Here is a 21,887-nt window from a genome sequence, read left to right on the forward strand (position 1 = left end):
GCTGCGAGCGTGGCCGGTCCGAAGGGCCGTTGCCTTGCCCCTCAGTCACGCGACACCGCATAGAACCGTATTACGCGACAGGCGGCGCGCGGGACGGTCTGGACTGGTCGAACGCCTGCGACAGCCCTCCAGGCTCGCGGAAGCTGGTCGGAAGAATGCTCCAACGGGTGGCGTGATGGCAGGTTGGCTTTTGCTTGTTGAGAAAGGCAAAGCTGTTTTTGAGCAGACACGCTTCACACTCCGGGATTGCCGCACCGCCGCTCCCATCTCCTGTACCACAAATGTCGCTGATTGAACCGCCAGCTTCGAGGTAGCTTTGGATTGCCGGATCAAGAGCCTCAGGCGTGTCCTGCCACTTGTGGGCAAATCCAACCATCACAATCGCGAGGAACATGACGGTTGTCATGCCCAAGGAAGCGATCCGTTTTGCCAACCCACCGTTCATGCACCTATGACGCCATGTCCTTCGGAAAATAACAAGATGAATTTTGAAGCAAAACAAGTGAAGGACATCACAACTCTAAAACCTGCATTCGCTTTGGTCTCAGAGCGCGCATCCCAGAACACTGGTCAGGCAAAAAGCGGGATTTTGCGTTCAAAGGTCGGCAATGCGGACGAAGCTGTCATTGCGAAACCAGGAGAAAGGCGAGCACTCAGTTTAGCTCCTGTTACACCGAGGACAAAAAGACGACAAAATTCGTTTGAGCTACGTTGATGCTTTCTTCGACAAAGCCACTTCGACGTGCCGCAGCGCGGCGACCTCGATTTCGAATGGTTTGAAGCTTTTGGCCGTGAAGTTATGGTCTATGACTTCGCCGCACCTTGACTTACCGAAACCCCAAGCTTGAAAGTTGCATTTCCAAGGCATCTTTCAATATTGGCGCCCAGTACTCTCTGTCTCTGTAAAACTGGTAGAGCTGTGGCTGCCGGATCAATGCGCGCTCTATGAATTGTCTATTCTCTGATAGATCACCCGCGCTGTCCCATCCCAAAACCGTGGCGTAATCGCTGACGATCTTGGATTTGATCGTTTTCATCATTTCCAGCTCTGCCTTTGTCAGCTCTACGTTCACCCCCTGTGACATGGCAAACATGGACAGAAACACATGATCCACGGTCTGGTTCAACCGGTGAAACAAGACTGTGCCAGGTAGCTGCGGCACCAGGGTATTGGACACAGTAATGGTGGCGGCTAAGTCACGGCTTTGAACATCAAGCGACCGCGTGATTTCAAAAATCTGGAGACTGTCGCAGGTTTGCCAGGCCAGGTTTGGCCCATCTTTGCAGGTCCATGGTCTCAGCTCTGAAAATTCGGCATGCTGACAGTCTTGACCTTGATCTGCGCACAGACGGTTGTACTGCACGTCATAAGCTGTTTGATCCAGAGTGATCTCGATCCACAAATTTTGGCGACCCGCCATCAAATCACGCAGAGCGGTCAGGGCCTGTGGTGTGTCGAGAGTGCCGCGGCGTGTCAGATCCATGCGTGCGGCAGGGGACGGCGTGCTCAGATCAACCTGAAAATAATCTTCCAACGGCCTGCGGGATTTATTCGGTGTGACCAATGTGGTGGCAAACTGATCACCGCTGGCTTCGAGCTCAATGGAAATCCCGGTAAGATGCACATTGAACGCGCTGCTTCGGAAGGCCGGTCTGTTCTGTTGTGCATTCAACCTCGCAAAGGTGGCGAAGGCCGGAATGCGCAAGGACAGCGCGCAGTCTGGTTTTTGACTAACGACAGTTGACTGACAGACCAACGCACGCACTTGTTTGTCACCGAAATGCCTGCGCGTGTTTGGTATCGGGATATGAGTAAAGCTTGGGGCCTGTCCGGGCGCGAGGCCTTCTGCAAAAAGCTTTGGGTACGGCAGGTCGACCAGAGCAAGGGTTGGCTCACGCCGGTCTGCGCGTTTCAGCCTTTCCGCGCTAGTCCCAAAATATTTCGCGGCATCGCGCAAATCCGCGTTGATTTCAGAGCGGTCAACGCGCGGAACAGGCGAAAACACCTCATGAAACCAAAGCAGATGTCCCCCAATTCCCATCCAGATTGCCATGTAGATGAGAACCTGTGCGCGTTTGTACCCCCACACCGGCTTGCTCAACCAAATCCGAAAGGCCCAGACCGAGGGCAACTTGTATACCCTGTTTGCCAGGCCAGTTTTGCGCAGCAGCATGGGCACACCGCGCCAGGCCAGCATCGTGATCACACCGAATGCAAACGTGGCTTTGAGAACATGGTCACTGGACAGGTGGTCATTCGCGATCAAACCAATGGACACGACAAAGCCAAAGACAATGCCGATCATCAATGCGGGTGCGGACAACAAGGCTTTGAAACCGTGCATCTGATTACACCGCCAACAAAAACAGCCACGCCACAAAGGGAAAAACCCACATGAGCGGTGGGATACGTTTGGCAAAATCCTTTGGTGGAGGCCGGACGGCACCTGCACGTGCCGCATCGCGCCATCTGTCTTCGCGAAGCACCTTTGCCATGGTTGCCTGCAACGTTCGGGCGTTTGGAAACTGCCTCAAGAACCCGATCCCGTCTGAGACCCAACCAAACCGATCATCAATCAGGCCACAAAGATCGCCTCTTCCGCCCGATATGTTGCCACCGGACTGAATTCTTTGCGATAGGAAAGCAACCATAGTTTGTTGCAAATGTCGTGACACGGCCGGGTCATCCAATGCAGAGGATTTCAGCAAAGGTGCCCAGTCCTCTGCGTTCAGGTGTTTGCCTTCGACAAGGTTTTGCGCTTTCCTTAAAAGCACTTGTGGATCTGAAAGATCTTCGGCACCCCAAGGCCCTGCCTGCTCGGGTGGCTTAGACGGGGCTGCAGGTTTCGAGGATGGTTTTAACTTGGGTGGCGTGTCGGTAGGACCCTTGGATTTCGCGCCTTTGCCTGTGACCCGGGGCTTTGGCGGTGTAGCGACTTGTTGGGGTTGCGCAGAGGCGCGTGGGTTCGTGACCTGAGACACAACCGTGCGATGTCCGTGCTTGGGCGCGGCACCTTCTTTCACGCTCTTGAAAGATTTCACCATCCTCCGCGCGGCATCATAAGCTGCGCGTAGCGCTTCGAACCCTTCGATATCTGCTTCTGCGTCAATTTCTTTCAGACGCGCAGCATAAGCACGCCTTATGTCGCGCTCTGAGTCAGGACAGTACGGCAGCCCCAGTTGGGACCATGGCCAAGATGGCTTAGTGTTGGACAAATCGGGCCTCAATTTGAACGATGAGGTCCGAAATTTCCTTGCGCTCACGCTCAATCACCGAGGGATCTTGTGTTTCGAGCGCAGTTTCGAACCGGGCCAGGATACTCATCAATGCCTGACGGTCTTCGCCCAAAAGCATTTCGTGCAAATGCTTGATGCCTTCAATGAGCGCAATATTTGCAGCGTCATCGCGCGCGTTTACCTTGAGCGCCTCCATCGCCTTCAAACGTTTGGCTTTTTCACTGTCCGACATGGCCTCGGCCAAGTTGTCGATGACTGTCGATACGGTCTTGCCGATTGACAACACCTTGACGTCCACAGCCAACAAACCGCTGACATCATAGGTAAACCGAACCTCGATTGCTTCCTTGCCTTTGGGGCCTGGTGGTACGGGCACCATCAGCATACCCAATGGGACATTGTCCTGTGCAATAGCGGATTCGCCCTGAAATACACGCACCTCGATTTTGGTTTGTTGGTCCATGGCCGTTGAAAAGAACTGACGGCGGCTTGCAGGCAATATGGTGTTTCGCTCGATGATCGGAGCAAAGGCGCCGGCCACCACGGTTTTGCCCTCCCAATGGTTGGATTCAATGCCCATGGAAAAAGGCGCGACATCGGTCATGACAATGTCGTTGAGATCCTCATGCTTGTCCGCAAGACCGGCCTGTACCGCCGCGCCAAGCGCTATGGCATGATCCGGGTCAATCGTGCGCTCGGGAAGTTTCTTGAAGACCTTCGCGGCCAAAGATCTGATGCAGGACATGCGCGTGGCACCCCCCACCAAGATTACGCGGTCTACGTCACCAGGTGAAATATCTGCGTCATAAAGACTCTTTTCAATCGGTCTGTTGAGACGGGTCAACAGATGTGCGGTGACCTGATCAAAGAGGTCGCCTGTAACCGTGAAACTGTTTGTCTGTCCGGAAAGCTCGATTTGAGCTGTAGCCTCCTCACTTCGTTCCAGCGCGCGCTTGAGCTGTTCTGCAGTGGAGAGAAGCATTTCCTTTTCGTTGGCCCGCAGGTTCTTCCAGAGCAGGCCCTTTTCCTCACAAAAATGGCGGGCGAGCGCCTCGGTGAAATCTTCACCGCCCAGAAAGGCGTCCCCCGAACTGGCTCGCACTTCCATGACGCCGTCAAACATTTCCAAAATCGAGACATCAAACGTTCCGCCCCCCAGATCAAGCACAACAAAGGTGCTTTCGCCGTCTCTGTCCAGGATGCCATTTGCCAGAGCTGCGGCTGTGGGTTCGTTGATAAGACGACGAACATTCAAACCGGCAATTTCTGCGGCATCCTTGGTTGCCTGGCGCTGCACGGCATTGAAGTAGGCTGGCACGGAAATGACAGCATCAGTCACTGTATGTCCCAAATCCGCCTCTGCGTCTGCTTTCAGGTTGGACAGAACCATGGCGGATAGATCGACCGCGGTGTAGCGTTTGCGCCCCAGTTTTACCTCTGTGTTGGTGCCCATCATGCGTTTGAAAAGCGCCTTGGTCTGTTCCGGGTGACGCACCAACCTTTGCTGCGCAGCACGGCCAATCAATACCGTCTTCATGTCATCAGCCAAACCGACAACAGAAGGGGTCAGCATCTCCCCAATCGCATTTTTTATGATACGTGGTCCTTCCGCCTCGTAAACGGCGACCAGCGAGTTTGTCGTACCCAAATCAATTCCGACGGAAACCATCTCGAACAAAACCTCAATTTTTTTCTATCCCAACGTATTTATTCGACGCAGGCACTCGCGGTATGCCAAATCCACACGAGAGTTCAACGTGGTTTCATCGCCAAATGTCTCTTTTTTAGACAAGCGTTGGACAATCCCAAGATCAACCACGGAAACATAACATCGAGCCAAATGGGACATGCAGATCAACGGTACGGATGGAACTGCCATTCAGAACTATGTGTTAAATTTCAGCTCCTTTCCAAACAAGCAAGACCCTACCAATCAATGCTCGAGTCGGTAGTCCACTAGCCGCTTTCAGAAATTGATCTGAAGTATCAAGTCACCTGCGCCTGAACAAACCTTCATGCTTGACTTGTTCACTTAGGGTTCGAAGCGGTCATCTGATAGTTTCGGTCGGGAAGATTAACAGTTTTTGGAACGCGAAAGTCGGCTGAGCGGACAAACCCGACCTTCGCCTCAGCTCATGGAGCGCCCGCTTTCGGGCATAGCGAATTGCAATTGCGAACTGCCTTCATAGATGGCCGTTCACAATTTTGGTGCTCTGAGCAGCTTCCGTTCGCCGGGGTGTTTAAGCTACCGTCTACACAAACTGAAAATCATCCTGGTCAAGCAAACTTGCAACGAGTTTGTCCACGGTTATCGTGTCAGTACCATTGTACGTGACTACCGCATCACCAGCAGTTTCTGAAATCACCAAGTCGCTAAACTGGGTAGGCCCACCTGAAAAGCGAATGATGTCGAACCCGTCGTTGAAGCCTTGAACGACGTCATTCCCATCGCCAGGCGAGAACAAGAACACATCATCGCCTAGCCAACCATCCAATGTGTCATTGCCCGTCCCGCCCGCAACGACGTCGCTGTAACGAGTGCCGATAATGTCATCGTTTCCCGACGTCGCTTGATCCGCAACTGCACGCTCACGAATGCCAGCGTCATCTAATGTGACATCTGCAAACACAAGGGATTCAATATTTGTTGAGTGATGGCCAACGTCATATCGCGATTGACGATCCAACTCGATTGTCCCGTCTGGTGTTTCGATGAAAATATCATCAACAGCCACTGAAAATGATACTTGGTCTGACGTGTATTGGCTGAGATCGAGGGTGTCGATGACACCCGTGCCGCTGCCGCCGATTACTTTGTCATTGCCGGATGTTTAGATAAACGTATCTGCCCCAAGCCATCCATCGATTGTATCGTTTCATTCGCCACCGCCGAGCACATCCTCAAAGCGCGTTCCGACAATGTTATCGTCACCCGAAGTAGTTTGATCTGATCCAGCTCTCGAGCGGATCGCTGCTTCGTCCAAAACCGTATCAGAAAAGATGATTGAGGCGATGTTGCCAGAATTGTGACCAATGTCATAAGCCGTCTGACCATCTAGTTCGATCACGCCATCAGGCGTTTGAATCAGTATTTCTCCAATAGTGTCTGCGACAGTGAATAGCACTTGGTCCGAGCTGTATTTGCTCAAGTCCAAGACATCTGCCTGCTGTGGATTTCATCATAGGGGATCGTTGTGAGATCGACAGAAAGAAATGCCGACACCAAGGACGAAGACGTTTCCTGAACCTCGCCCCAAGCTTGGGCATCAACTGCAGCTCGAAAGGCAATCGCGGCAAGATTGGCCTGCTTGGACAATGCGTCGCCGAACGTGACCACCACACCCGGCACCCCGATGCGGCGAATTTCGGGATCACGGCTCATGAGACGGCACCCGTCGATACAATCGCGGCAGCAGGATCGGTGTGAGATACATCGGCAATTGGCAAAGGGGCGCTCGAAACTGTTTGCATTGTAGTTTGTAAACCATGGCGGCAACTATTTGAATTTGATGCCTGTTTTTCCTGTTCGCGAAAAATTCAGACGCAGAGTATTCCTTTACCTAGATGAAACTGCGGTGATGAGAAGACGGTGTGCGATCTTACTTTAGAACGGTCCGCAACGACCAAGCGTTTCACGATCCACACACCGCCTCTGCCTGCCATAAATGGTGTGGCTGGCAGAGGCTCCATCTTCGCATGGAGACAGGCAAAGTCATAGGACAAGCGCTTCGTTTTTAACCTGAGACATCAGCGAAAGGTAAACCGCGTGCAACTGTTAGGTGTCTCGCTGCGTTTCCTGATGATCTGTGTGTCAGGTTTACCGCGAAACGCTTTGGGAAATCACCTGAGTCTCAAAGATCGCCCCAACGAAAAAGGGACCGCCCAAAGGCGGCCCCTCAATCTCACGCAATGTGCCGAGTGGCTTACATCATGCCGCCCATGCCGCCCATGTCAGGCATGCCGCCGCCTGGGGCTGCGCCCTCTTTGGCGGGTTTGTCGGCGACCATTGCTTCTGTAGTGATCAGCAGGCCTGCGATTGAAGCTGCGTCTTCCAGAGCAGTACGAACGACTTTGGCCGGGTCAATCACGCCGAACTTGAACATGTCGCCATATTCTTCGGTCTGCGCATTGAAGCCGAACGAGTCGTCGCTGGATTCGCGGATTTTGCCCGCAACGACGGAGCCGTCCACACCAGAGTTCTCGGCGATTTGACGCAGAGGTGCTTCAAGAGCTTTGCGCACGATTGAAATACCGTTGTTCTGGTCACTGTTGGCACCTTCAACGCCTTCCAGCTTCTTGGCGGCTTGAACCAAAGCCACACCGCCACCGACAACGATGCCTTCTTGCACGGCTGCACGGGTCGCATTCAGGGCGTCATCGACACGGTCTTTGCGCTCTTTCACTTCGACCTCGGTCATGCCGCCCACGCGGATCACAGCCACACCGCCTGCGAGTTTCGCAACACGCTCTTGCAGTTTTTCACGGTCGTAGTCAGATGTGGTTTCTTCGATCTGGCCGCGGATCTGAGAGACGCGCGCTTCGATTTCGGCTTTCTCGCCAGCACCGTCGACAACGGTTGTCTCGTCCTTTGTGATCTGCACTTTCTTGGCCGAGCCGAGCATATCCATTGTGACATTCTCAAGCTTCATGCCCAGATCTTCGGAGATGACCTGACCACCTGTCAGGATCGCGATGTCCTGCAGCATGGCTTTACGACGATCGCCGAAGCCAGGTGCTTTCACCGCAGCAATTTTCAGGCCGCCGCGCAGTTTGTTGACCACGAGGGTTGCCAGCGCTTCGCCTTCCACATCTTCCGCAATGATCAGCAGAGGCTTTTGCGACTGAATGACCGACTCAAGGAGTGGCACCATCGGCTGCAGCGACGAGAGTTTCTTCTCGTGCAACAGGATCATGCAGTCTTCGAGTTCTGCTGTCATCTTGTCAGCGTTGGTCACGAAGTATGGTGACAGGTAGCCACGGTCAAACTGCATACCTTCGACAACATCGGTTTCTGTTTCCAGACCTTTGTTTTCCTCAACAGTGATGACACCTTCGTTGCCAACCTTTTGCATCGCACCAGCAATTTGCTGGCCGATTTCGGCTTCACCGTTGGCCGAGATGGTGCCGACTTGCGAGACTTCTTCGCTGTCTTTGACTTCGCGAGATGCGGATTTGATCGACTCAACCACTTTCGACGTGGCCAGGTCGATGCCGCGCTTGAGGTCCATCGGGTTCATGCCCGCGGCCACTGCCTTCATGCCTTCTTTGACGATTGCCTGCGCCAGAACGGTCGCAGTTGTCGTGCCGTCACCGGCTTCGTCATTGGTGCGGCTGGCGACTTCTTTCACCATTTGCGCGCCCATGTTCTCGAACTTGTCTTCCAGCTCGATTTCCTTGGCAACCGATACACCGTCTTTGGTGATGCGCGGTGCGCCGAAGGATTTGTCCAGAACCACGTTGCGGCCTTTGGGGCCGAGGGTCACTTTGACCGCATCGGCCAGAATGTTGACGCCGCGCAGCATTTTGTTGCGGGCATCTGTATCAAATTTCACGTCCTTGGCAGACATATGTGTCTCTCCTGACTGGTCTTTAAGAATGTTGTTGCGAAGCGATTAGGCCTGAACGCCCAGGATGTCGCTTTCTTTCATGATCAACAGCTCTTCGCCGTCGATGGTGATCTCGGTGCCCGACCATTTGCCGAACAGGATGCGATCACCAGCTTTTACAGCCATATCGATCAGTTCACCGTTGTCCTTGCGCGCGCCGTCGCCGCAGGCAACAACTTCGCCTTCACTTGGTTTTTCCTTGGCGCTGTCTGGAATGATCAGACCACCAGAGGTTTTCTCTTCGCTCTCAACGCGACGCACAAGCACGCGGTCATGTAGCGGTTTAAATGCCATCTTCTTTGGCTCCTTGGCTCAAAGTTACTCCCTTGAGGTCTCATGACCCCGTTAGCACTCACCTCAGATGAGTGCCAACGGCGCATAGCTAAGGATCAATTCTTTCCGAGTCAACATCTCAGCCAGGAATTTTTTGCACCCTTCGATTGCGGTCTTCGATCCAAGCGCATAGGTTAACAAAACCATAAAAACAAAGGATAAAGCGATGCGGCGCGTTTGGGCAATTTTGACTTTTGTCTTTGGGGTTTTACCGATCACGGCCCTGGCGCAGGATGTCTGCGGCGGTGAGGACCTGATTGACCTGATGCCATCGCAAGAGCGTCAGGCCCTGCTGGATGACGTCGCGCGTGAACCTTACGCCGAGGGGCTTTTATGGCGCGCCACCAAGGGCGACACAATGATCGAATTTTTCGGTACTTACCATTTCCGCCATGCCCAGACCGATGCACATCTGGAGCGTCTGAAACCCATGATTGAGGCCGCCGATACGGTTTATCTGGAGATCTCCAACGCGGATCAAACCAAGATGGAACGCGAAATGGCCAGCGACCCTAGTTTGATGTTCATTACCGAAGGGCCGACATTGGTGGACCTTTTGGGCGAAGAAGACTGGAAAGCCTTTTCTGAGGCCATGCGCGAGCGCAACATTCCCGGCTTCATGGCCGCCAAGTTCAAGCCCTTTTGGGCCACGATGATGCTTGGCATCGGCCCGTGCGAGGCGCGCTCCGGCGCACTTGAAGATCGCGGCATCGACGTTCTGGTGGGCGAGTATGCCAAGGAACTGGGCACGGGCAGCAAGTCACTTGATGACTTTATCGCCCTTCTAAAGATGCTCGATGAGGACCCGCTTGAACAGCAACTCAACCTTATCCGCCTGACGCTGGCCTGGCCCGGCAATGTCGATGACATGTCCTACACCATCCGCGAACGCTATCTGGCCGAAGAGATCGGCCTTACATGGGCCTTCTCCAAAGCAGTATCGCTCAAATATGGCGGCCCTACCGCCGAGGCGGATTTTGCCCGATTCACCGAGCTTCTGCTCGAAGACCGCAACCGCAAATGGGTCGACACACTTGTGGCCGATACCCAACCCGGTGAACGCGTCTTCGTGGCCTTTGGCGCAGGCCATCTGCCCGGAGAGATTGGCGTGCTGTGGATGCTGGAACAGGAAGGCTTTGCAATTGAGCGGTTGGAAATGTGACCGCAAGCGGCCAATGATTGAACCCAAAATAGCAAAGCTGTCCGAAAAACTGATTTCTACAACAGAAAGCTGAGGAAACCTTCGAAAGCTTCAAAACGACTGTTGGAAGCAACGGACTGTAGGAGTGTGTTCCGGCATGCATGGCATCATCGAACAGACAATTGCCAATCCTTTGTCATCAACTGTCAAAAAGAATAATTGAAAAGCGCCAAATCTCTTTTGTGGCGCTTCGCGATAATCTCTACATCGTTGTCAGAATAGTAATCTTGGTACTTTTTGCCTGTGCCAAACTTGTTCAGAGGTTTTTTAGGCATTCTCAAAATCAAACCGTACCGATCGCGCAAAGCTTCCAAATCTGACATCAATGTCTCTTGGCGCAGTATTTCATTCACCACAACCTTTCCGTTTTCGTCACAAACCCAATCAGAAACTTGCCGCCCCATATCATGTCGATGAGTGCGCTGCGCAGTCTCATCTTCGAGCCAGGAAATATAGTCCGAAAAGCTAAACTTCTGAAAAAGCACGTGTTCTAAATCATAGCCGGTTTTTTGGGTTTTTGTCGTTTTATGTAGTTGAACCACGAGATGTGCCACTCAAACGGATTTCGAATGGCGCTAAAAGTTATGAATTCCGAAATCTCACAGCCCAAGATTGGAAGGCATTCACGATACTCCATCCACGTCAAATGACCCTTGAGTTCTTTGGTCCGCACTGAAACGCATTTCCGAAACCTATTGCCAAACGCACTGCCCACAGTGCTGCCGCCGCACTTGGGAGTATGGATGAAGAGCATTTTCAGGCCTTTAGTTGGGATAAATCGCTCATGAAATGTACGCGGAACATACATGAATTAGTCACTCAGGTTCTATTTGCCTGAACAATACAATTTGCTGAATCTATGTCTACATATGGTCTATAAACGACTTTGGTAACTTTGGTCGCTGTTACCCAAAAGTGGCTTCACCCGTCTGCCCGCACTTCGCGCTTCACAAGCGACTTAACCCATGCAACGCTCAAATATGCACGTCCTCACCGTCCTTGATCACCCGAACCCGGACTCGTTCAGCGCTGCAGTGGCACAGCAATTCATGTCCGGGGCTGAAGCGGCCGGGCATTCCACAGAGCTGGCCGATCTGAATGCCGAAGGGTTCGACCCCTGCTGGTCCATGGCCGATATTGAGGCCGATGATGGCGATACGGCCCCGAGTGATGTGCAAAAGGAGCAGACGCGCATCGCGCGGGCGGATGCGATTTGTTTTGTCTTCCCACTCTTCTGGTGGGGCATGCCTGCGATGACCAAGGGCTGGGTGGACCGGGTCTGGTCTTGGGGCTGGGCCTATGATCAGCTCGACGACCCCGAGAAATCGCTGCAACGCCCGCGCACTGGTGTTCTATTGGTCCCTGCCGGGGCACGTTCTGACGAGATGGAAACGGAAGGCTATCTTGCCGCGCTCGACACCGCCTGGATGAAAGGCACGTTTGGCTATTTCGGATTTACCCAACGCGACTTGCAGATCCTGAATGGGTCAACCGGATCCGACGCGCGGCGCAAGGCTTTGCTGAACAGGGCCTATGACATCGGAGCTTCGCTCAAACCGCCGCTCTAGCCCTCACCCGTCCTCATCCCACGCAAACGCATCCCCTTTGGCGCGCACCCTGCCAATCGACGGCAGTTGAAAATGCGTGCCCAACACGCGTCGGTCCGCCTCACACGCGGCCTCCAGCAAGGCGCGTCGGGACGCAACCGCCTGCTTCGCATCCTGATCGAACTTGAAATGCCACTCGGGATGCCAGCATTGCGCCGCCGAATGGATCGCATCCCCAGTGATGATCGCCTCTTTGTCGTCCGCCTTGATCAGGACAGAGACATGCCCCGCCGTGTGACCAGGCGTTGGCATCAGCGTCACGTAGTCCCCAAGGGCATGCGCGCCCTCCACAAACTCCGCTTGCCCGGCCTCTATGACCGGCAAAATACTCTCTTGATACATGGCCTGAGCATTTTCGCGGTAATAGGGCTCGTCCGCCTTGGGCAGAAGGTATTTGGCATTCGGGAAGGTCGGCACCCAACGGCCATCTAAAAGCTGCGTGTTCCAGCCCACGTGATCCACATGCAAATGCGTGCAGAGCACGTAATCCACATCACCGGGCTCGATCCCAGCCGCCGTCAACCCGGCCAGAAACCGTGTGTCATCCCGCTGATGCCAATCCGGAAAGCTGGGTGCGGTCTTATGATTGCCCACGCAGGTGTCGATCAGGATCACATGATCCGGTGTCTTGAGCAAAAACCCCTGCACCGGCATCAAAAGCCCTCCGGTTTTGGCGCAAACGCCCCCGGAACATGCGTCTCAATTACATGGGCCACATCCGGGCCAGCCGTCGGGAACAACTCTTCAGGCGCCAGAAATGGACCATAGAGATCAAGCGCGCGCCAAATCTCAATCGCACCGATCCGACATAGCATGGGCTTTCTCCTTGTCTCGAAAGGGATCGCTTCAGCCTGCATCGCAGAAGCAGGAATGTCGAGCCGTCAGCCAATCATCTCAGCCACGCGCGCCGCCCAGCGATCGTAGATCACCGGTCCGGGATGAAACCCGTCCTCTGCCATCAGATTTGTGTCCATTGGAAAGTCGAACGGCACGTATCGCACAGCATCTTGATATGAAGCAATGCGGCGCAGGTCCTCGTCAAAGAAGGTCGCACGGCGCCCCAGCACAGTACGAAGAGGTGCTGGCAAAAGCGGAAACTCACCCAACGGAGGCACAGCCGTGGCGTAGACCTCACGCACGCCAAAGCACCTTTGCAAAAGCATGATCAGGTCTTTGTAATTTTTCTGCCACCGACTGCGCGACATGCCATTTTTGGAATCATTCACGCCCAAAGCAATGACCGCGATGTCGAACCGGGCTTCGGACTCGGCCTCCAGGTTCTGCAACACCGTTGTCGTGGTCGCCCCACAGCGCGCAACCAGTCGCCAGCTCACCTGGTGGCGCTGTGCCAACCGCGCCACCAACCGCCCGATCAGCGCATCTTCTTGATGTGTCACGCCAACACCCGCGGCCGAACTGTCGCCCAAAACCAAAAGCCGCAAGGGAGGGCCATTACCCGCGACGCCCTCTCGCGGCCCGGCCGCCTCCTGCAAGCGCGCGGCGCGAAAGCGAACCCAGGCGACCTGCGGGATGAGGATCGGCGCAAGGGCGAGCGTCAAAGCCAGATCGCGCATCAGGACTGACCCTTTCGCGATTTAAGCCCGGCCTCGCTCAGCGCATACACACCCCGTGCTGCACGAAAAAACCAGCCGGAATGATTGTCCGCCATGATCCGCGTGGCCCGTGTGACTCCAGTTTCCCGCGCAATCTCGGCCCCTGAACACGGACCATGTTGCGCAAGGTAGGCCGCACATTTCTCTACATCCTGCTTATAGGCCGTCTGAACCTGGCCTCGCGTACCACCGAGATTCGGATCACCGTCGCGTGCTGTAAACTCTTTGATCAGACGCGCTTGCTTCACTTTGGACTTGCGTGGCTTGAACGGCGTGGGATCGCAATGCACCTGAAGCGCGCTGTCTTTGACTTGCACGCTCAGCACCCCCAGCCCCAGACGTTTGCACAACCCCACATTGCCCTTAAACGTGCGCCAGCCCGCCTTGCCCTTCCAGCGCGGCACAGCAACATAGACATGATCGGTCACCGCCTGCCGCGCCACCGCCTGGTGCAAAAGCGTCAGAGAAAACCCGGTTTTGAGCTCAACAATCACCGGATCCTGCGCCAGCTTTACCCCAACGACATCCGCCGCGCCCACTTCGGATTTTACCTCATAGCCCTGACCTTCCAGCCATGCTTTGACAGGAGGATAGAGATCAGTTTCACGCAGATGCGACATGCATGCAATTTGGCCGCAGCCGAGGTGGGTGACAAGCCCTCAAAGCAAGCCTATAAGGCGCGCAAATTCTTTCATTCAAGGTACAGGACACGTCCATGACCACGCTCGTATTTGGCCACAAATCTCCCGACACTGACAGCACAGGATCCCCCATCCTCTGGGCGTGGTATCTCAACGAGATCCAAGGCGGTAATGCCGAAGCAGTTCTGTTAGGAGAGCCGAACACCGAAGCCGCCTTTATGCTGGAAAAATGGGACCTGCCCAAGCCACGCATCATCGAGGATGTGGCCGACGATCAGCCCTGCGTGATTGTCGACACCAACAACCCCGCCGAGCTTCCTGCCAATATCAATGGCGCGGATGTTCAGGCCATCATCGACCACCACAAGCTGGTGGGAGGTCTGGAGACCAAAGGCCCCATCGACATCACCGTGCGCCCGCTGGCCTGCACTGCGACGATCATGGTCGATCTGATGGGCGACGACGCTGCCAAAATGCCCGACTGGGCCAAAGGCGCGGCACTCACCTGCATTCTCAGCGACACGCTGGAATTCCGCTCGCCCACCACGACGGACCATGACCGCACCGTGGCCGAAAAACTGGCTGCGGATCTGGGTATTTCGATCTCGGACTACGCCTCAGACATGTTCGCCGCCAAATCCGATGTCAGCGCCTTTTCCGATGCCGAGCTGTTGCGCATGGACAGCAAGGAATACGGCGTCGGCGACACCAAATTCCGCGTCTCCGTTCTGGAAACCACGGCGCCCGACATGGTGCTCAACCGCAAGGATAGCCTGATGGCCTCCATGTCGGATGTGGCCGCCGAGGACGGTGTCGATCAGGTGCTGCTCTTTGTTGTCGACATCCTTAACGAAGAAGCCACGCTTCTGGTGCCCAACGACTTGGTCAAAACTGTCGCCGAGAAAAGCTTTGGCGCATCCGTGAGCGGCGACGCCGTTGTCCTGCCCGGCATCATGAGCCGCAAGAAACAGATCATCCCGAATTTGGCGGTGTAAGGTTCATATCTTTTAGAAGGCGACCGTGCTTTTTGGTCTCAGCGATGACATCTCCAAAGGTGACAAGACCTTTGCCCTCCAACAGCGGGATCAGTTTGACCAACGCCTCCGCGGTTGCCTGAGCGTCGCCCAAGGCAGTGTGGCGCAACTCTGCTGGTATGCTGACGGAAAGCCGATTGCAGAGCGCATCTAGAGAATGCTGCTCCGTTGTTCCAAAAACCACGGCAGACAGCAGCACTGTATCTAAAACGGGATGGCTCCATTCTACATCCATTTGCGCTGCGAACCGGTGAAGAAAGGCAAGGTCAAACGGCGCATTGTGGGCCACAAGAACCGCGTCGCGGGCAAAGTGATGAAGTTGTCGGCCGGCGGTGACGAAATCCGGCGCACCGCGCACATGGTCATTTGTGACACGGTGCACTTTGGTCGAGGCTGGTGGAATGGGGCGGCCTGGATTGACATAGCTGTCCAAAATCTCACCCGCGACAATACGGCCATTCAACACGCGAACGGCACCGATTTGAACAACATCATCAGTCTGGGGAGACAGACCTGTGGTTTCGGTGTCAAACGCGACGAAACACAAAGACCGAAGTTCTGTATTCATAATGTCAACGGTTTGGCCACTGTCCAGTAAATCGAAATCATAGACCAGTGGACGCGGGCTGCGAGAGCCGGTGTCGACGGTTTTGGCGTCCAGGATGAGCATATACCCGTTGGTTGCCAATGGCTTCAGGCTGACATTGAAGGAGCGTTCGCCGGAAAGATCTGCAAGCTGAGTGGATATTTCCGCGTCGGCCTTGGCCAGTTTCGCTTGAGCACTTGCAAGGCCTTCAGCGTCGAAATAGTCCGTCAACGGCGCTTTCAGACGCGGTGGCGCGATCTGTGCAAGCACTTCAGCGGCCTGACCATCGTAGAGCACAATTTCATGCGCCGGATTGACCAGGATCGTGGCGAGTGGGATCTCTGTCAAAAGCGCGGTAAGTCGCGCCGTTTCGGCCTGAAGCCGTTCGGTTTCGCGGGCAACCTGCGCGGCCGTATCCACAACATTTGTGTTCAGCGTCGCCGAGACGGCATTGGCGGCAGGAGCCAGATCACCAAGGTACTTGGCGGCGTCGGTTTCAACTTCCTTGTCGACACCTGAATGCGCACGAAGCCGCAACTCGGAGGCGAGCTTATCAATTGGCTTGGCGACGTTCTCATCGAACAAAAGCCAGATGCCCGCGATCAGGGCCGTGTTGAGAAAAGCAAACAGGATAAGTGCTGTGACAAAGGGGGCCGATGGCACCCCCGTTTCGGCGCGCGCCCAGCCGAAGTAAAGCGCCCCAGCCGCCAACAGCGCCGCACCCAACGCCAAAAGGCCGAAGAACAGGAAAATGCGCAGGCGAAGGCTGAGACGGGTGAACATGTCAGGTCTCACACACCAGTTTCAGGATCGGATCATCCGGTGGCATGGATTGCCAATCGGCATTGGTCACTGTCCCATCTTCTGCAAAGGATGCGCCATCTATCAGAAGCGCGGATTTTGCCCCCGCACAGTCATAGAGCATCGGCGCCTGGTTCACAGGCGACCAGCGGCCAAAGAAGTATATGTCCGCCAGCCGCTGATCCGGCAGGTTTTCATTGCTGCGCGCCGTAGCGGTGTCGACGGCGACAAAACGCTTGGTGTAGGGCCAGAACTGCGTCCAGGGGCGAAGCCAGCTTTGTTCCTCGACCGTCATGGCGACCTCAACACCTTGAGGAAGGCGTTCAACGGTTCTGTCGAACCATGTGTATTCGTTGGAAATAGTCATGCCGATCATGCCAAGCCCGGCAGCGACCGGCATAAGCCAGCGCGGCAAACGCCGACCGGTTGCAATATTGAGTAGCATGGCAACCCCGGCACAGGCGATCCCGGCAAAGATGGTAGCGATAAGTTCTAGAAACATGCGCTTATCCTAACGTGCCTTTCCCGGATGACACAGACGATTGCATCGTTTTGACAACAACGAACGCATCTCGGAGATGGCTGCGCTCGAAGTCCGAGAGGTCAGAGGGATCGAGAAAATTGTCCGGGTGTTCACCCGCCTTGACCAGTGTGGCCTGATGTTCAAGCCGCAGAGTTGCAATGGCATCATAGGCATCCAGCAAGTCCGCACCGCCGGACTCAGAGAGTATTCCCGCAGCTTGCGCAGCGTCCAGCCGCGCGCGGGTATTGACCGGTTTGAGCTTGCCCTGAAGCGCATAGATACGACCCAGATCAACAATGGGCACGACCCCGTTGTGCTTGAGGTCCAGGTGATTTCTGTGTTCACCGGACCGGATTGTTGCCAACCCCCGCAAGAGCCCGAGCGGCGGATGATGCTTAAGCGAATTTGAAATCATATGCGCCACGAAGATCGAGTTCTTGGAGGCTTTTCCCAATGTGTCCGACTGCAACTCGGCAAACAGGCTTTCCTCGCCGCCAATGGGGCGCAGGTCAAACATGACCGAGGCCAGCATCTGCGCCTCTGGATTAGGCTTCGCAATCCATCCTTTGAAGTAGTCGCGCCAGACATGCACGGGCTGACACCAGCGCGCATTGGTCGCCATCATGTCGCCGGGGCAGTAGAAGTATCCGCAGGTATCGAGACCATCGCTCACGAATTTTGCGAGCTCTGCAAAATAGGCCATGTCCGCCTCGGTCGCATCGTCGGAAAGGATGAGACAGTTGTCCTGGTCCGACACACCGGTCTGCTCCTGCCGTCCTTGAGAGCCACAGGCAAGCCAGAGATAAGGCACCGGTGCCGGGCCAAGCTGTGCTTCAGCCAAGGCAAGCAGACGGCGCGTGACGCAATCCGCGATGTCTGTAATCAGCCGCGTGACCACATCATGCCGGTTGCCTGTCCCGACAAGCTGCGCCAGGAGCTGCGGGATTTCGGCGGTCACACGCGCCATGCTGGCCGCATCCTGCGCCTTGGCTATGCGACCAACCAAAGTTCCCGATGACAACGCCTGAACGCGTGTCAGATCGGTTTGCGTGACAATGCCAACAAGCTTGGTGCCATCGACAATCGGAATATGACCAATGCCGCGCTCCATCATCAGGTGCAGCACATCGGTGCCCAGCGCATCCGGCCCAAGCGTCAGTGGGTCGGCGGTCATGATGGTGGAGACGGGTGCCCCTGTGTCCGCGCCCTTGGCCACAACACTGCCGTTCATGTCGCGCACGGTGACGATGCCGCGAATACCTGCATCATCCACAACGCAGATCGAAGAAATTCTGTGGTCATGCATTCGGGCCGCCGCGTCGCGGATCAGGGTATCCGGCGCGCAGATCACAGGGTTGCGCGACATCAGTTCTTCAACCGGCAGTGTCGTCAAGTCCTTGCGGTCAGCCCGCGCCGGACGGCGGCGATCAAAAAAACGGGCGACTTTCGGCGAGGTGTCGATCAGATCGAACAAAGCCTTGGATGGCATGCAGATCAGGGTTGCATCGGCTGTGACTTTTGCCGTTCGACTGGCGACATCTTCGCGCAGAATGGCCCGCTCGCCAAAGGAGTTGCGCGGACCTAATAGAGAGAGCTGAACACCAGTCTCGTCCTTGATCTCGATCTCGCCGGACACGACGATGTAAAGGTTTTCTACCGTATCACCAGTCTCGAATACGGCCTGCCCCACAGAATAGTCCTGCGCCGTGCAGTGTTCTATGAGCACGTCTAGATCGCTTTTTGACAGGCTGTCATAGGGGTGAACAGAGCCAAGGAAATGAGTCAGCGAAGCCGAAAGGGACATGTCTTGGGCCTTATGCAATGTGGTCCTGCCCACCATGTGGCGGACAGGACCGAGTTTACAGACGGCACACCGTCGCGAACACCGCGACGGTGCAGATCACAAGCCTAGTGGCCTTCAACTGCTGTGCCTGCGCCACGTGGGACACGTACACTCGCCACGAGATCCTTGATCTCTTGTGGTGTCTCTTTGGTCATACCCGAAACCACATAGGCAACGATGAAGTTCACCATGGCACCGATGGCACCGAAGGAGGTGGACTTGACCGGCCCCAGGAGGGGATCAGCATCCGTGAACGCATTGGTGTCCGGGATGAAGAACCAGCCTTTGTGCAGGAAGATATAGAGCAAAGTGACCACGAGACCTGCCAGCATGCCTGCAACGGCACCGACATTGTTGATGCGGGTCGAGAAGATACCCATCATCAGCGCCGGGAAGATCGAGGCCGCTGCAAGACCAAAGGCGAGCGCCACGGTTTGCGCCGCAAATCCCGGGGGATTGAGCCCAAGGATCACCGCGACCACAATGGCGGCTGCCATCGAGATACGCGCGGCCAGTAGCTCGGACTTCTCGGACATGTTTGGCGTTAACTGACCTTTCAGGAGGTCGTGACTGACCGCCGATGAGATCGCCAGCAACAGACCCGCCGCCGTGGACAGAGCCGCCGCAAGACCACCTGCCGCCACCAGACCGATGACCCATCCCGGTAGGGATGCAATCTCGGGGTTGGCCAGCACCAGGATATCGCGGTTGAAGTTGGTCAGCTCATTGCCTTCCCACCCATTCTCCGCGGCCTTGGCCTGAAGCTCCTCGTTGGCATCGTTGTAATACTGGATCATGCCATCGCCGTTTTTGTCTTCCCAGCCGAGCAACCCGGTTTTCTGCCACGTGGCCATCCACGCGTATTCCGGCGCTGTCTCGATCTGTTCGACACTCACAGCGGCGCCATCCGTTCCATTGGGCCACATCAGCTCTGAGATGTTCAGCCGCGCCATCGCACCCACAGCAGGAGCCGTCAGGTAAAGCAGGGCGATGAACACCAGCGTCCAACCAGCCGACCAGCGAGCGTCAGAGACTTTGGGGACAGTGAAGAAGCGCATGATGACGTGTGGCAAACCAGCCGTGCCGATCATCAGCGACAGGGTGAAGAGCACCATGTTGATGGTCGAGCCATGCGCGGCAGTGTATTCCTTGAAGCCAAGGTCAGTCACGATCGCGTCCAGCTTAGCCAGAAGCGGCTCACCACTTTCGACTGTTCCAAAGAGGCCAAGAGCCGGGATCGGATTGCCTGTCAGTTGCAGGGAAATAAACACTGCCGGAATCGTGTAAGCGGTGATCAGAACACAATACTGAGCGACCTGAGTGTAGGTCACACCCTTCATGCCGCCGAACACTGCATAGGCAAACACAACGCAGGACCCGATCAGCAGACCCCAGAACGCGTCGATTTCAAGGAAACGACCAAAGGCAATGCCCACGCCCTGCATCTGACCAATCACATAGGTGATCGAGGCCACCAGCAGACATATCACGGCCACCATGCGCGCGGTCTTGGAGTAGAACCGGTCGCCGATGAACTCGGACACGGTGAACTTGCCGAATTTGCGCAGATACGGTGCCAGGAGAAGTGCCAGAAGCACATAGCCACCCGTCCAGCCCATCAGGAAGGACGAGTTGTCATAGCCGGTAAAGGCGATGAGGCCAGCCATCGAGATGAAAGAGGCCGCCGACATCCAGTCAGCCGCCGTCGCCATCCCGTTGGTGACCGGATGCACGCCGCGACCCGCAGCGTAGAATTCTGAAGTGGACCCGGCACGAGCCCAGATCGCGATGCCGATATAGAGCGCGAAACTCGCGCCCACAAACAGCAGATTGAGTGTAAACTGATCCATGGTTTTATTCCTCGTCCACGCCGTGTTCTTGATCCAGCCTGTTCATCCGCCAGGCGTAGAAAAAGATCAGCGCCAGGAAGACCAGGATCGAGCCTTGCTGGGCGAACCAGAAGCCAAGATCGGTGCCGCCGACGGAAATGCCCGCCAGCGCAGGGCGCAGGATGATCCCGAACCCGAAAGAGACCAGCGCCCAGATGACGAGGCTGATCAGGATGAGACGCACATTGGCAGACCAATACGCGTTGCTTTCATCGTTTTGAGACATGGGTTTGTCCTCTCTTGAAAGTGTTCCTGAGACCCTTGAGGGCCTTGTTATGATGCGCTTTATTCTGTGGCTCTGGACACAACAGCGCTTAGATCGGACGCGATCTTGTCGATCGCCTCCATGGCATCGACGCGGCTTAACGCATCTTTGCCGTCGTAATAGGTGATGAGCGGCGCGGTCTGGGCATGGTAGGCCTCTAGCCGCTGTGTCACGGTTTCCGCAGTGTCATCCGCACGGCGCTTCATATCGGTCGAGCCGCATTTGTCACAGACGCCGGGCTTTGCGGTTGGTTTGAAGGTTTCATGATACCCTTCTCCGCAGCCGCCGCAGGTAAAGCGTTGTGTGATCCGCGTGACCATTGCCGCGTCATCAACCTCCAGGCTGATCGCCGCATTGATCCGCTGGCCGGTTTCTTCCAACAACGCATCCAGCGCCTCGGCCTGAACCGTTGTGCGCGGAAACCCATCAAGGATCACGCCACTGGCGCAATCGGGTTCAGTCAGACGATCGCGCAGGATTGCGATGACGATGTCGTCACTGACCAGCTCGCCGGCTTCCATAACAGCCTTGGCTTGCTTGCCAGCCTCTGTGCCCGCAGCCACAGCAGCACGCAAAAGATCCCCGGTCGATAGTTGCACCAGACCATGCTTTTCTTCCAGAAGACGGGCCTGCGTGCCCTTTCCGGCCCCCGGTGGTCCAAGCAGAATGAGAACAGGCGCGGTCGTGGGTGTGGTTGTGCCATCCATG

Annotated in this window: 24 protein-coding genes; 4 read left to right on the forward strand and 20 right to left on the reverse strand. The window is 55.6% G+C overall.

Annotation, left to right across the window (positions count from 1 at the left end; all coding sequences use genetic code 11):
- Window positions 1-70: 70 nt before the first annotated feature.
- Complete coding sequence (locus RZS32_RS04000; RefSeq protein WP_339106813.1) at window positions 71-412, reverse strand: hypothetical protein; 342 nt, start codon at window positions 410-412, stop codon at window positions 71-73.
- A 69-nt stretch (window positions 413-481) separates the two neighbouring features.
- Between RZS32_RS04000 and RZS32_RS04005 the strand changes: the two genes are divergently transcribed.
- On the forward strand, window positions 482-715 hold the full coding sequence (locus RZS32_RS04005; RefSeq protein WP_339106814.1) for a hypothetical protein: 234 nt from the start codon (window positions 482-484) through the stop codon (window positions 713-715).
- A gap of 112 nt (window positions 716-827) precedes the next feature.
- On the opposite strand, the gene RZS32_RS04010 is transcribed toward RZS32_RS04005, so the two are convergent.
- The 8 genes from RZS32_RS04010 to groES form a co-directional block, all read right to left on the reverse strand.
- Entirely contained in the window at window positions 828-2,345 is a 1,518-nt protein-coding gene (locus RZS32_RS04010) for a hypothetical protein (protein WP_317055741.1), read from the reverse strand.
- Window positions 2,346-2,349: 4 nt separating this feature from the next.
- On the reverse strand, window positions 2,350-3,216 hold the full coding sequence (locus tag RZS32_RS04015) for a hypothetical protein (protein ID WP_317055742.1): 867 nt from the start codon (window positions 3,214-3,216) through the stop codon (window positions 2,350-2,352).
- A complete protein-coding gene (locus tag RZS32_RS04020; protein WP_317055743.1) occupies window positions 3,203-4,906 on the reverse strand; it encodes an Hsp70 family protein in 1,704 nt (567 codons plus the stop codon). Before RZS32_RS04020 ends, RZS32_RS04015 begins: the two co-directional genes overlap by 14 nt.
- A 583-nt stretch (window positions 4,907-5,489) precedes the next feature.
- On the reverse strand, window positions 5,490-5,972 hold the full coding sequence (locus tag RZS32_RS04025; RefSeq protein WP_317055744.1) for a hypothetical protein: 483 nt from the start codon (window positions 5,970-5,972) through the stop codon (window positions 5,490-5,492).
- Between the two features lie 141 nt (window positions 5,973-6,113).
- Window positions 6,114-6,386 (reverse strand): hypothetical protein, encoded by a 273-nt coding sequence (locus RZS32_RS04030; RefSeq protein ID WP_339106815.1) that lies wholly within the window; start codon window positions 6,384-6,386, stop codon window positions 6,114-6,116.
- The gene (locus tag RZS32_RS04035; protein WP_317055746.1) at window positions 6,383-6,619 is read right to left on the reverse strand and encodes a carboxyltransferase domain-containing protein; all 237 of its coding nucleotides are present in this window, start codon (window positions 6,617-6,619) and stop codon (window positions 6,383-6,385) included. The genes RZS32_RS04030 and RZS32_RS04035 overlap by 4 nt, the downstream gene beginning before the upstream one ends.
- 541 nt (window positions 6,620-7,160) lie before the next feature.
- On the reverse strand, window positions 7,161-8,804 hold the full coding sequence (gene groL / locus RZS32_RS04040) for a chaperonin GroEL (RefSeq protein WP_317055747.1): 1,644 nt from the start codon (window positions 8,802-8,804) through the stop codon (window positions 7,161-7,163).
- 45 nt (window positions 8,805-8,849) lie between these two features.
- Window positions 8,850-9,137: a co-chaperone GroES gene (gene groES / locus RZS32_RS04045; protein WP_317055748.1), complete on the reverse strand. Its 288-nt coding sequence runs from the start codon at window positions 9,135-9,137 to the stop codon at window positions 8,850-8,852.
- A gap of 205 nt (window positions 9,138-9,342) precedes the next feature.
- Here groES and RZS32_RS04050 point away from each other — a divergent pair, with 205 nt between their 5' ends.
- Entirely contained in the window at window positions 9,343-10,338 is a 996-nt protein-coding gene (locus RZS32_RS04050; RefSeq protein ID WP_317055750.1) for a TraB/GumN family protein, read from the forward strand.
- 185 nt (window positions 10,339-10,523) lie between these two features.
- Here the strand turns inward: RZS32_RS04050 and RZS32_RS04055 are convergent, their stop codons facing one another.
- Window positions 10,524-10,931 (reverse strand): hypothetical protein, encoded by a 408-nt coding sequence (locus tag RZS32_RS04055; protein WP_339106816.1) that lies wholly within the window; start codon window positions 10,929-10,931, stop codon window positions 10,524-10,526.
- A 411-nt stretch (window positions 10,932-11,342) separates the two neighbouring features.
- Between RZS32_RS04055 and RZS32_RS04060 the strand changes: the two genes are divergently transcribed.
- Window positions 11,343-11,945, forward strand: a complete 603-nt coding sequence (locus tag RZS32_RS04060) for an NAD(P)H-dependent oxidoreductase (RefSeq protein ID WP_339106817.1) — start codon at window positions 11,343-11,345, stop codon at window positions 11,943-11,945.
- A gap of 3 nt (window positions 11,946-11,948) precedes the next feature.
- Here the strand turns inward: RZS32_RS04060 and RZS32_RS04065 are convergent, their stop codons facing one another.
- The 4 genes from RZS32_RS04065 to RZS32_RS04080 all read right to left on the reverse strand — a co-directional run bounded on the left by RZS32_RS04065 (window position 11,949) and on the right by RZS32_RS04080 (window position 14,217).
- The gene (locus tag RZS32_RS04065) at window positions 11,949-12,638 is read right to left on the reverse strand and encodes an MBL fold metallo-hydrolase (RefSeq protein WP_317055753.1); all 690 of its coding nucleotides are present in this window, start codon (window positions 12,636-12,638) and stop codon (window positions 11,949-11,951) included.
- A complete protein-coding gene (locus RZS32_RS04070; RefSeq protein WP_317055754.1) occupies window positions 12,638-12,799 on the reverse strand; it encodes a hypothetical protein in 162 nt (53 codons plus the stop codon). The genes RZS32_RS04065 and RZS32_RS04070 overlap by 1 nt, the downstream gene beginning before the upstream one ends.
- Before the next feature lie 66 nt (window positions 12,800-12,865).
- Window positions 12,866-13,558: an SGNH/GDSL hydrolase family protein gene (locus RZS32_RS04075; protein WP_317055755.1), complete on the reverse strand. Its 693-nt coding sequence runs from the start codon at window positions 13,556-13,558 to the stop codon at window positions 12,866-12,868.
- A complete protein-coding gene (locus tag RZS32_RS04080; protein ID WP_317055756.1) occupies window positions 13,558-14,217 on the reverse strand; it encodes a DUF2161 domain-containing phosphodiesterase in 660 nt (219 codons plus the stop codon). The genes RZS32_RS04075 and RZS32_RS04080 overlap by 1 nt, the downstream gene beginning before the upstream one ends.
- A gap of 95 nt (window positions 14,218-14,312) precedes the next feature.
- Here RZS32_RS04080 and RZS32_RS04085 point away from each other — a divergent pair, with 95 nt between their 5' ends.
- Entirely contained in the window at window positions 14,313-15,233 is a 921-nt protein-coding gene (locus RZS32_RS04085; RefSeq protein WP_317055757.1) for a manganese-dependent inorganic pyrophosphatase, read from the forward strand.
- Here RZS32_RS04085 and RZS32_RS04090 read toward each other — a convergent pair.
- From RZS32_RS04090 to RZS32_RS04115, 6 genes are all read right to left on the reverse strand, one after another.
- Complete coding sequence (locus RZS32_RS04090) at window positions 15,211-16,641, reverse strand: 3'-5' exonuclease (RefSeq protein ID WP_317055758.1); 1,431 nt, start codon at window positions 16,639-16,641, stop codon at window positions 15,211-15,213. The two genes, RZS32_RS04085 and RZS32_RS04090, sit on opposite strands and share 23 nt — an antisense overlap.
- Window position 16,642: 1 nt before the next feature.
- Window positions 16,643-17,161 carry a hypothetical protein gene (locus RZS32_RS04095; RefSeq protein WP_317055759.1) on the reverse strand — a complete coding sequence of 173 codons (519 nt, stop codon included), beginning with the start codon at window positions 17,159-17,161 and terminating at the stop codon, window positions 16,643-16,645.
- A gap of 4 nt (window positions 17,162-17,165) precedes the next feature.
- Window positions 17,166-18,986, reverse strand: a complete 1,821-nt coding sequence (locus tag RZS32_RS04100) for a DUF294 nucleotidyltransferase-like domain-containing protein (protein ID WP_317055760.1) — start codon at window positions 18,984-18,986, stop codon at window positions 17,166-17,168.
- 104 nt (window positions 18,987-19,090) lie between these two features.
- Window positions 19,091-20,875, reverse strand: a complete 1,785-nt coding sequence (locus tag RZS32_RS04105; protein ID WP_317055761.1) for a sodium:solute symporter family protein — start codon at window positions 20,873-20,875, stop codon at window positions 19,091-19,093.
- Between the two features lie 4 nt (window positions 20,876-20,879).
- The gene (locus RZS32_RS04110; RefSeq protein ID WP_317055762.1) at window positions 20,880-21,140 is read right to left on the reverse strand and encodes a DUF4212 domain-containing protein; all 261 of its coding nucleotides are present in this window, start codon (window positions 21,138-21,140) and stop codon (window positions 20,880-20,882) included.
- 59 nt (window positions 21,141-21,199) lie between these two features.
- Window positions 21,200-21,886, reverse strand: coding sequence for an adenylate kinase (locus RZS32_RS04115; protein ID WP_317055763.1), 687 nt, complete (start codon window positions 21,884-21,886; stop codon window positions 21,200-21,202).
- Between the last annotated feature and the right edge of the window lies 1 nt (window position 21,887).

The organism is Roseovarius sp. W115, from assembly GCF_032842945.2.
Classification (GTDB): Bacteria; Pseudomonadota; Alphaproteobacteria; order Rhodobacterales; family Rhodobacteraceae; genus Roseovarius; species Roseovarius rhodophyticola.

Coding starts and splice junctions, on each gene's coding strand:
- RZS32_RS04005 (WP_339106814.1), top strand. CDS start 482: ATGAATTTTGAAGCAAAACAAGTGAAGGACATCACAACTCTAAAACCT.
- RZS32_RS04010 (WP_317055741.1), bottom strand. CDS start 2,345: ATGCACGGTTTCAAAGCCTTGTTGTCCGCACCCGCATTGATGATCGGC.
- RZS32_RS04020 (WP_317055743.1), bottom strand. CDS start 4,906: ATGGTTTCCGTCGGAATTGATTTGGGTACGACAAACTCGCTGGTCGCC.
- RZS32_RS04035 (WP_317055746.1), bottom strand. CDS start 6,619: ATGAGCCGTGATCCCGAAATTCGCCGCATCGGGGTGCCGGGTGTGGTG.
- groL (WP_317055747.1), bottom strand. CDS start 8,804: ATGTCTGCCAAGGACGTGAAATTTGATACAGATGCCCGCAACAAAATG.
- groES (WP_317055748.1), bottom strand. CDS start 9,137: ATGGCATTTAAACCGCTACATGACCGCGTGCTTGTGCGTCGCGTTGAG.
- RZS32_RS04050 (WP_317055750.1), top strand. CDS start 9,343: ATGCGGCGCGTTTGGGCAATTTTGACTTTTGTCTTTGGGGTTTTACCG.
- RZS32_RS04060 (WP_339106817.1), top strand. CDS start 11,343: ATGCAACGCTCAAATATGCACGTCCTCACCGTCCTTGATCACCCGAAC.
- RZS32_RS04065 (WP_317055753.1), bottom strand. CDS start 12,638: ATGCCGGTGCAGGGGTTTTTGCTCAAGACACCGGATCATGTGATCCTG.
- RZS32_RS04070 (WP_317055754.1), bottom strand. CDS start 12,799: ATGCTATGTCGGATCGGTGCGATTGAGATTTGGCGCGCGCTTGATCTC.
- RZS32_RS04075 (WP_317055755.1), bottom strand. CDS start 13,558: ATGCGCGATCTGGCTTTGACGCTCGCCCTTGCGCCGATCCTCATCCCG.
- RZS32_RS04080 (WP_317055756.1), bottom strand. CDS start 14,217: ATGTCGCATCTGCGTGAAACTGATCTCTATCCTCCTGTCAAAGCATGG.
- RZS32_RS04085 (WP_317055757.1), top strand. CDS start 14,313: ATGACCACGCTCGTATTTGGCCACAAATCTCCCGACACTGACAGCACA.
- RZS32_RS04090 (WP_317055758.1), bottom strand. CDS start 16,641: ATGTTCACCCGTCTCAGCCTTCGCCTGCGCATTTTCCTGTTCTTCGGC.
- RZS32_RS04095 (WP_317055759.1), bottom strand. CDS start 17,161: ATGTTTCTAGAACTTATCGCTACCATCTTTGCCGGGATCGCCTGTGCC.
- RZS32_RS04100 (WP_317055760.1), bottom strand. CDS start 18,986: ATGTCCCTTTCGGCTTCGCTGACTCATTTCCTTGGCTCTGTTCACCCC.
- RZS32_RS04105 (WP_317055761.1), bottom strand. CDS start 20,875: ATGGATCAGTTTACACTCAATCTGCTGTTTGTGGGCGCGAGTTTCGCG.
- RZS32_RS04110 (WP_317055762.1), bottom strand. CDS start 21,140: ATGTCTCAAAACGATGAAAGCAACGCGTATTGGTCTGCCAATGTGCGT.
- RZS32_RS04115 (WP_317055763.1), bottom strand. CDS start 21,886: ATGGATGGCACAACCACACCCACGACCGCGCCTGTTCTCATTCTGCTT.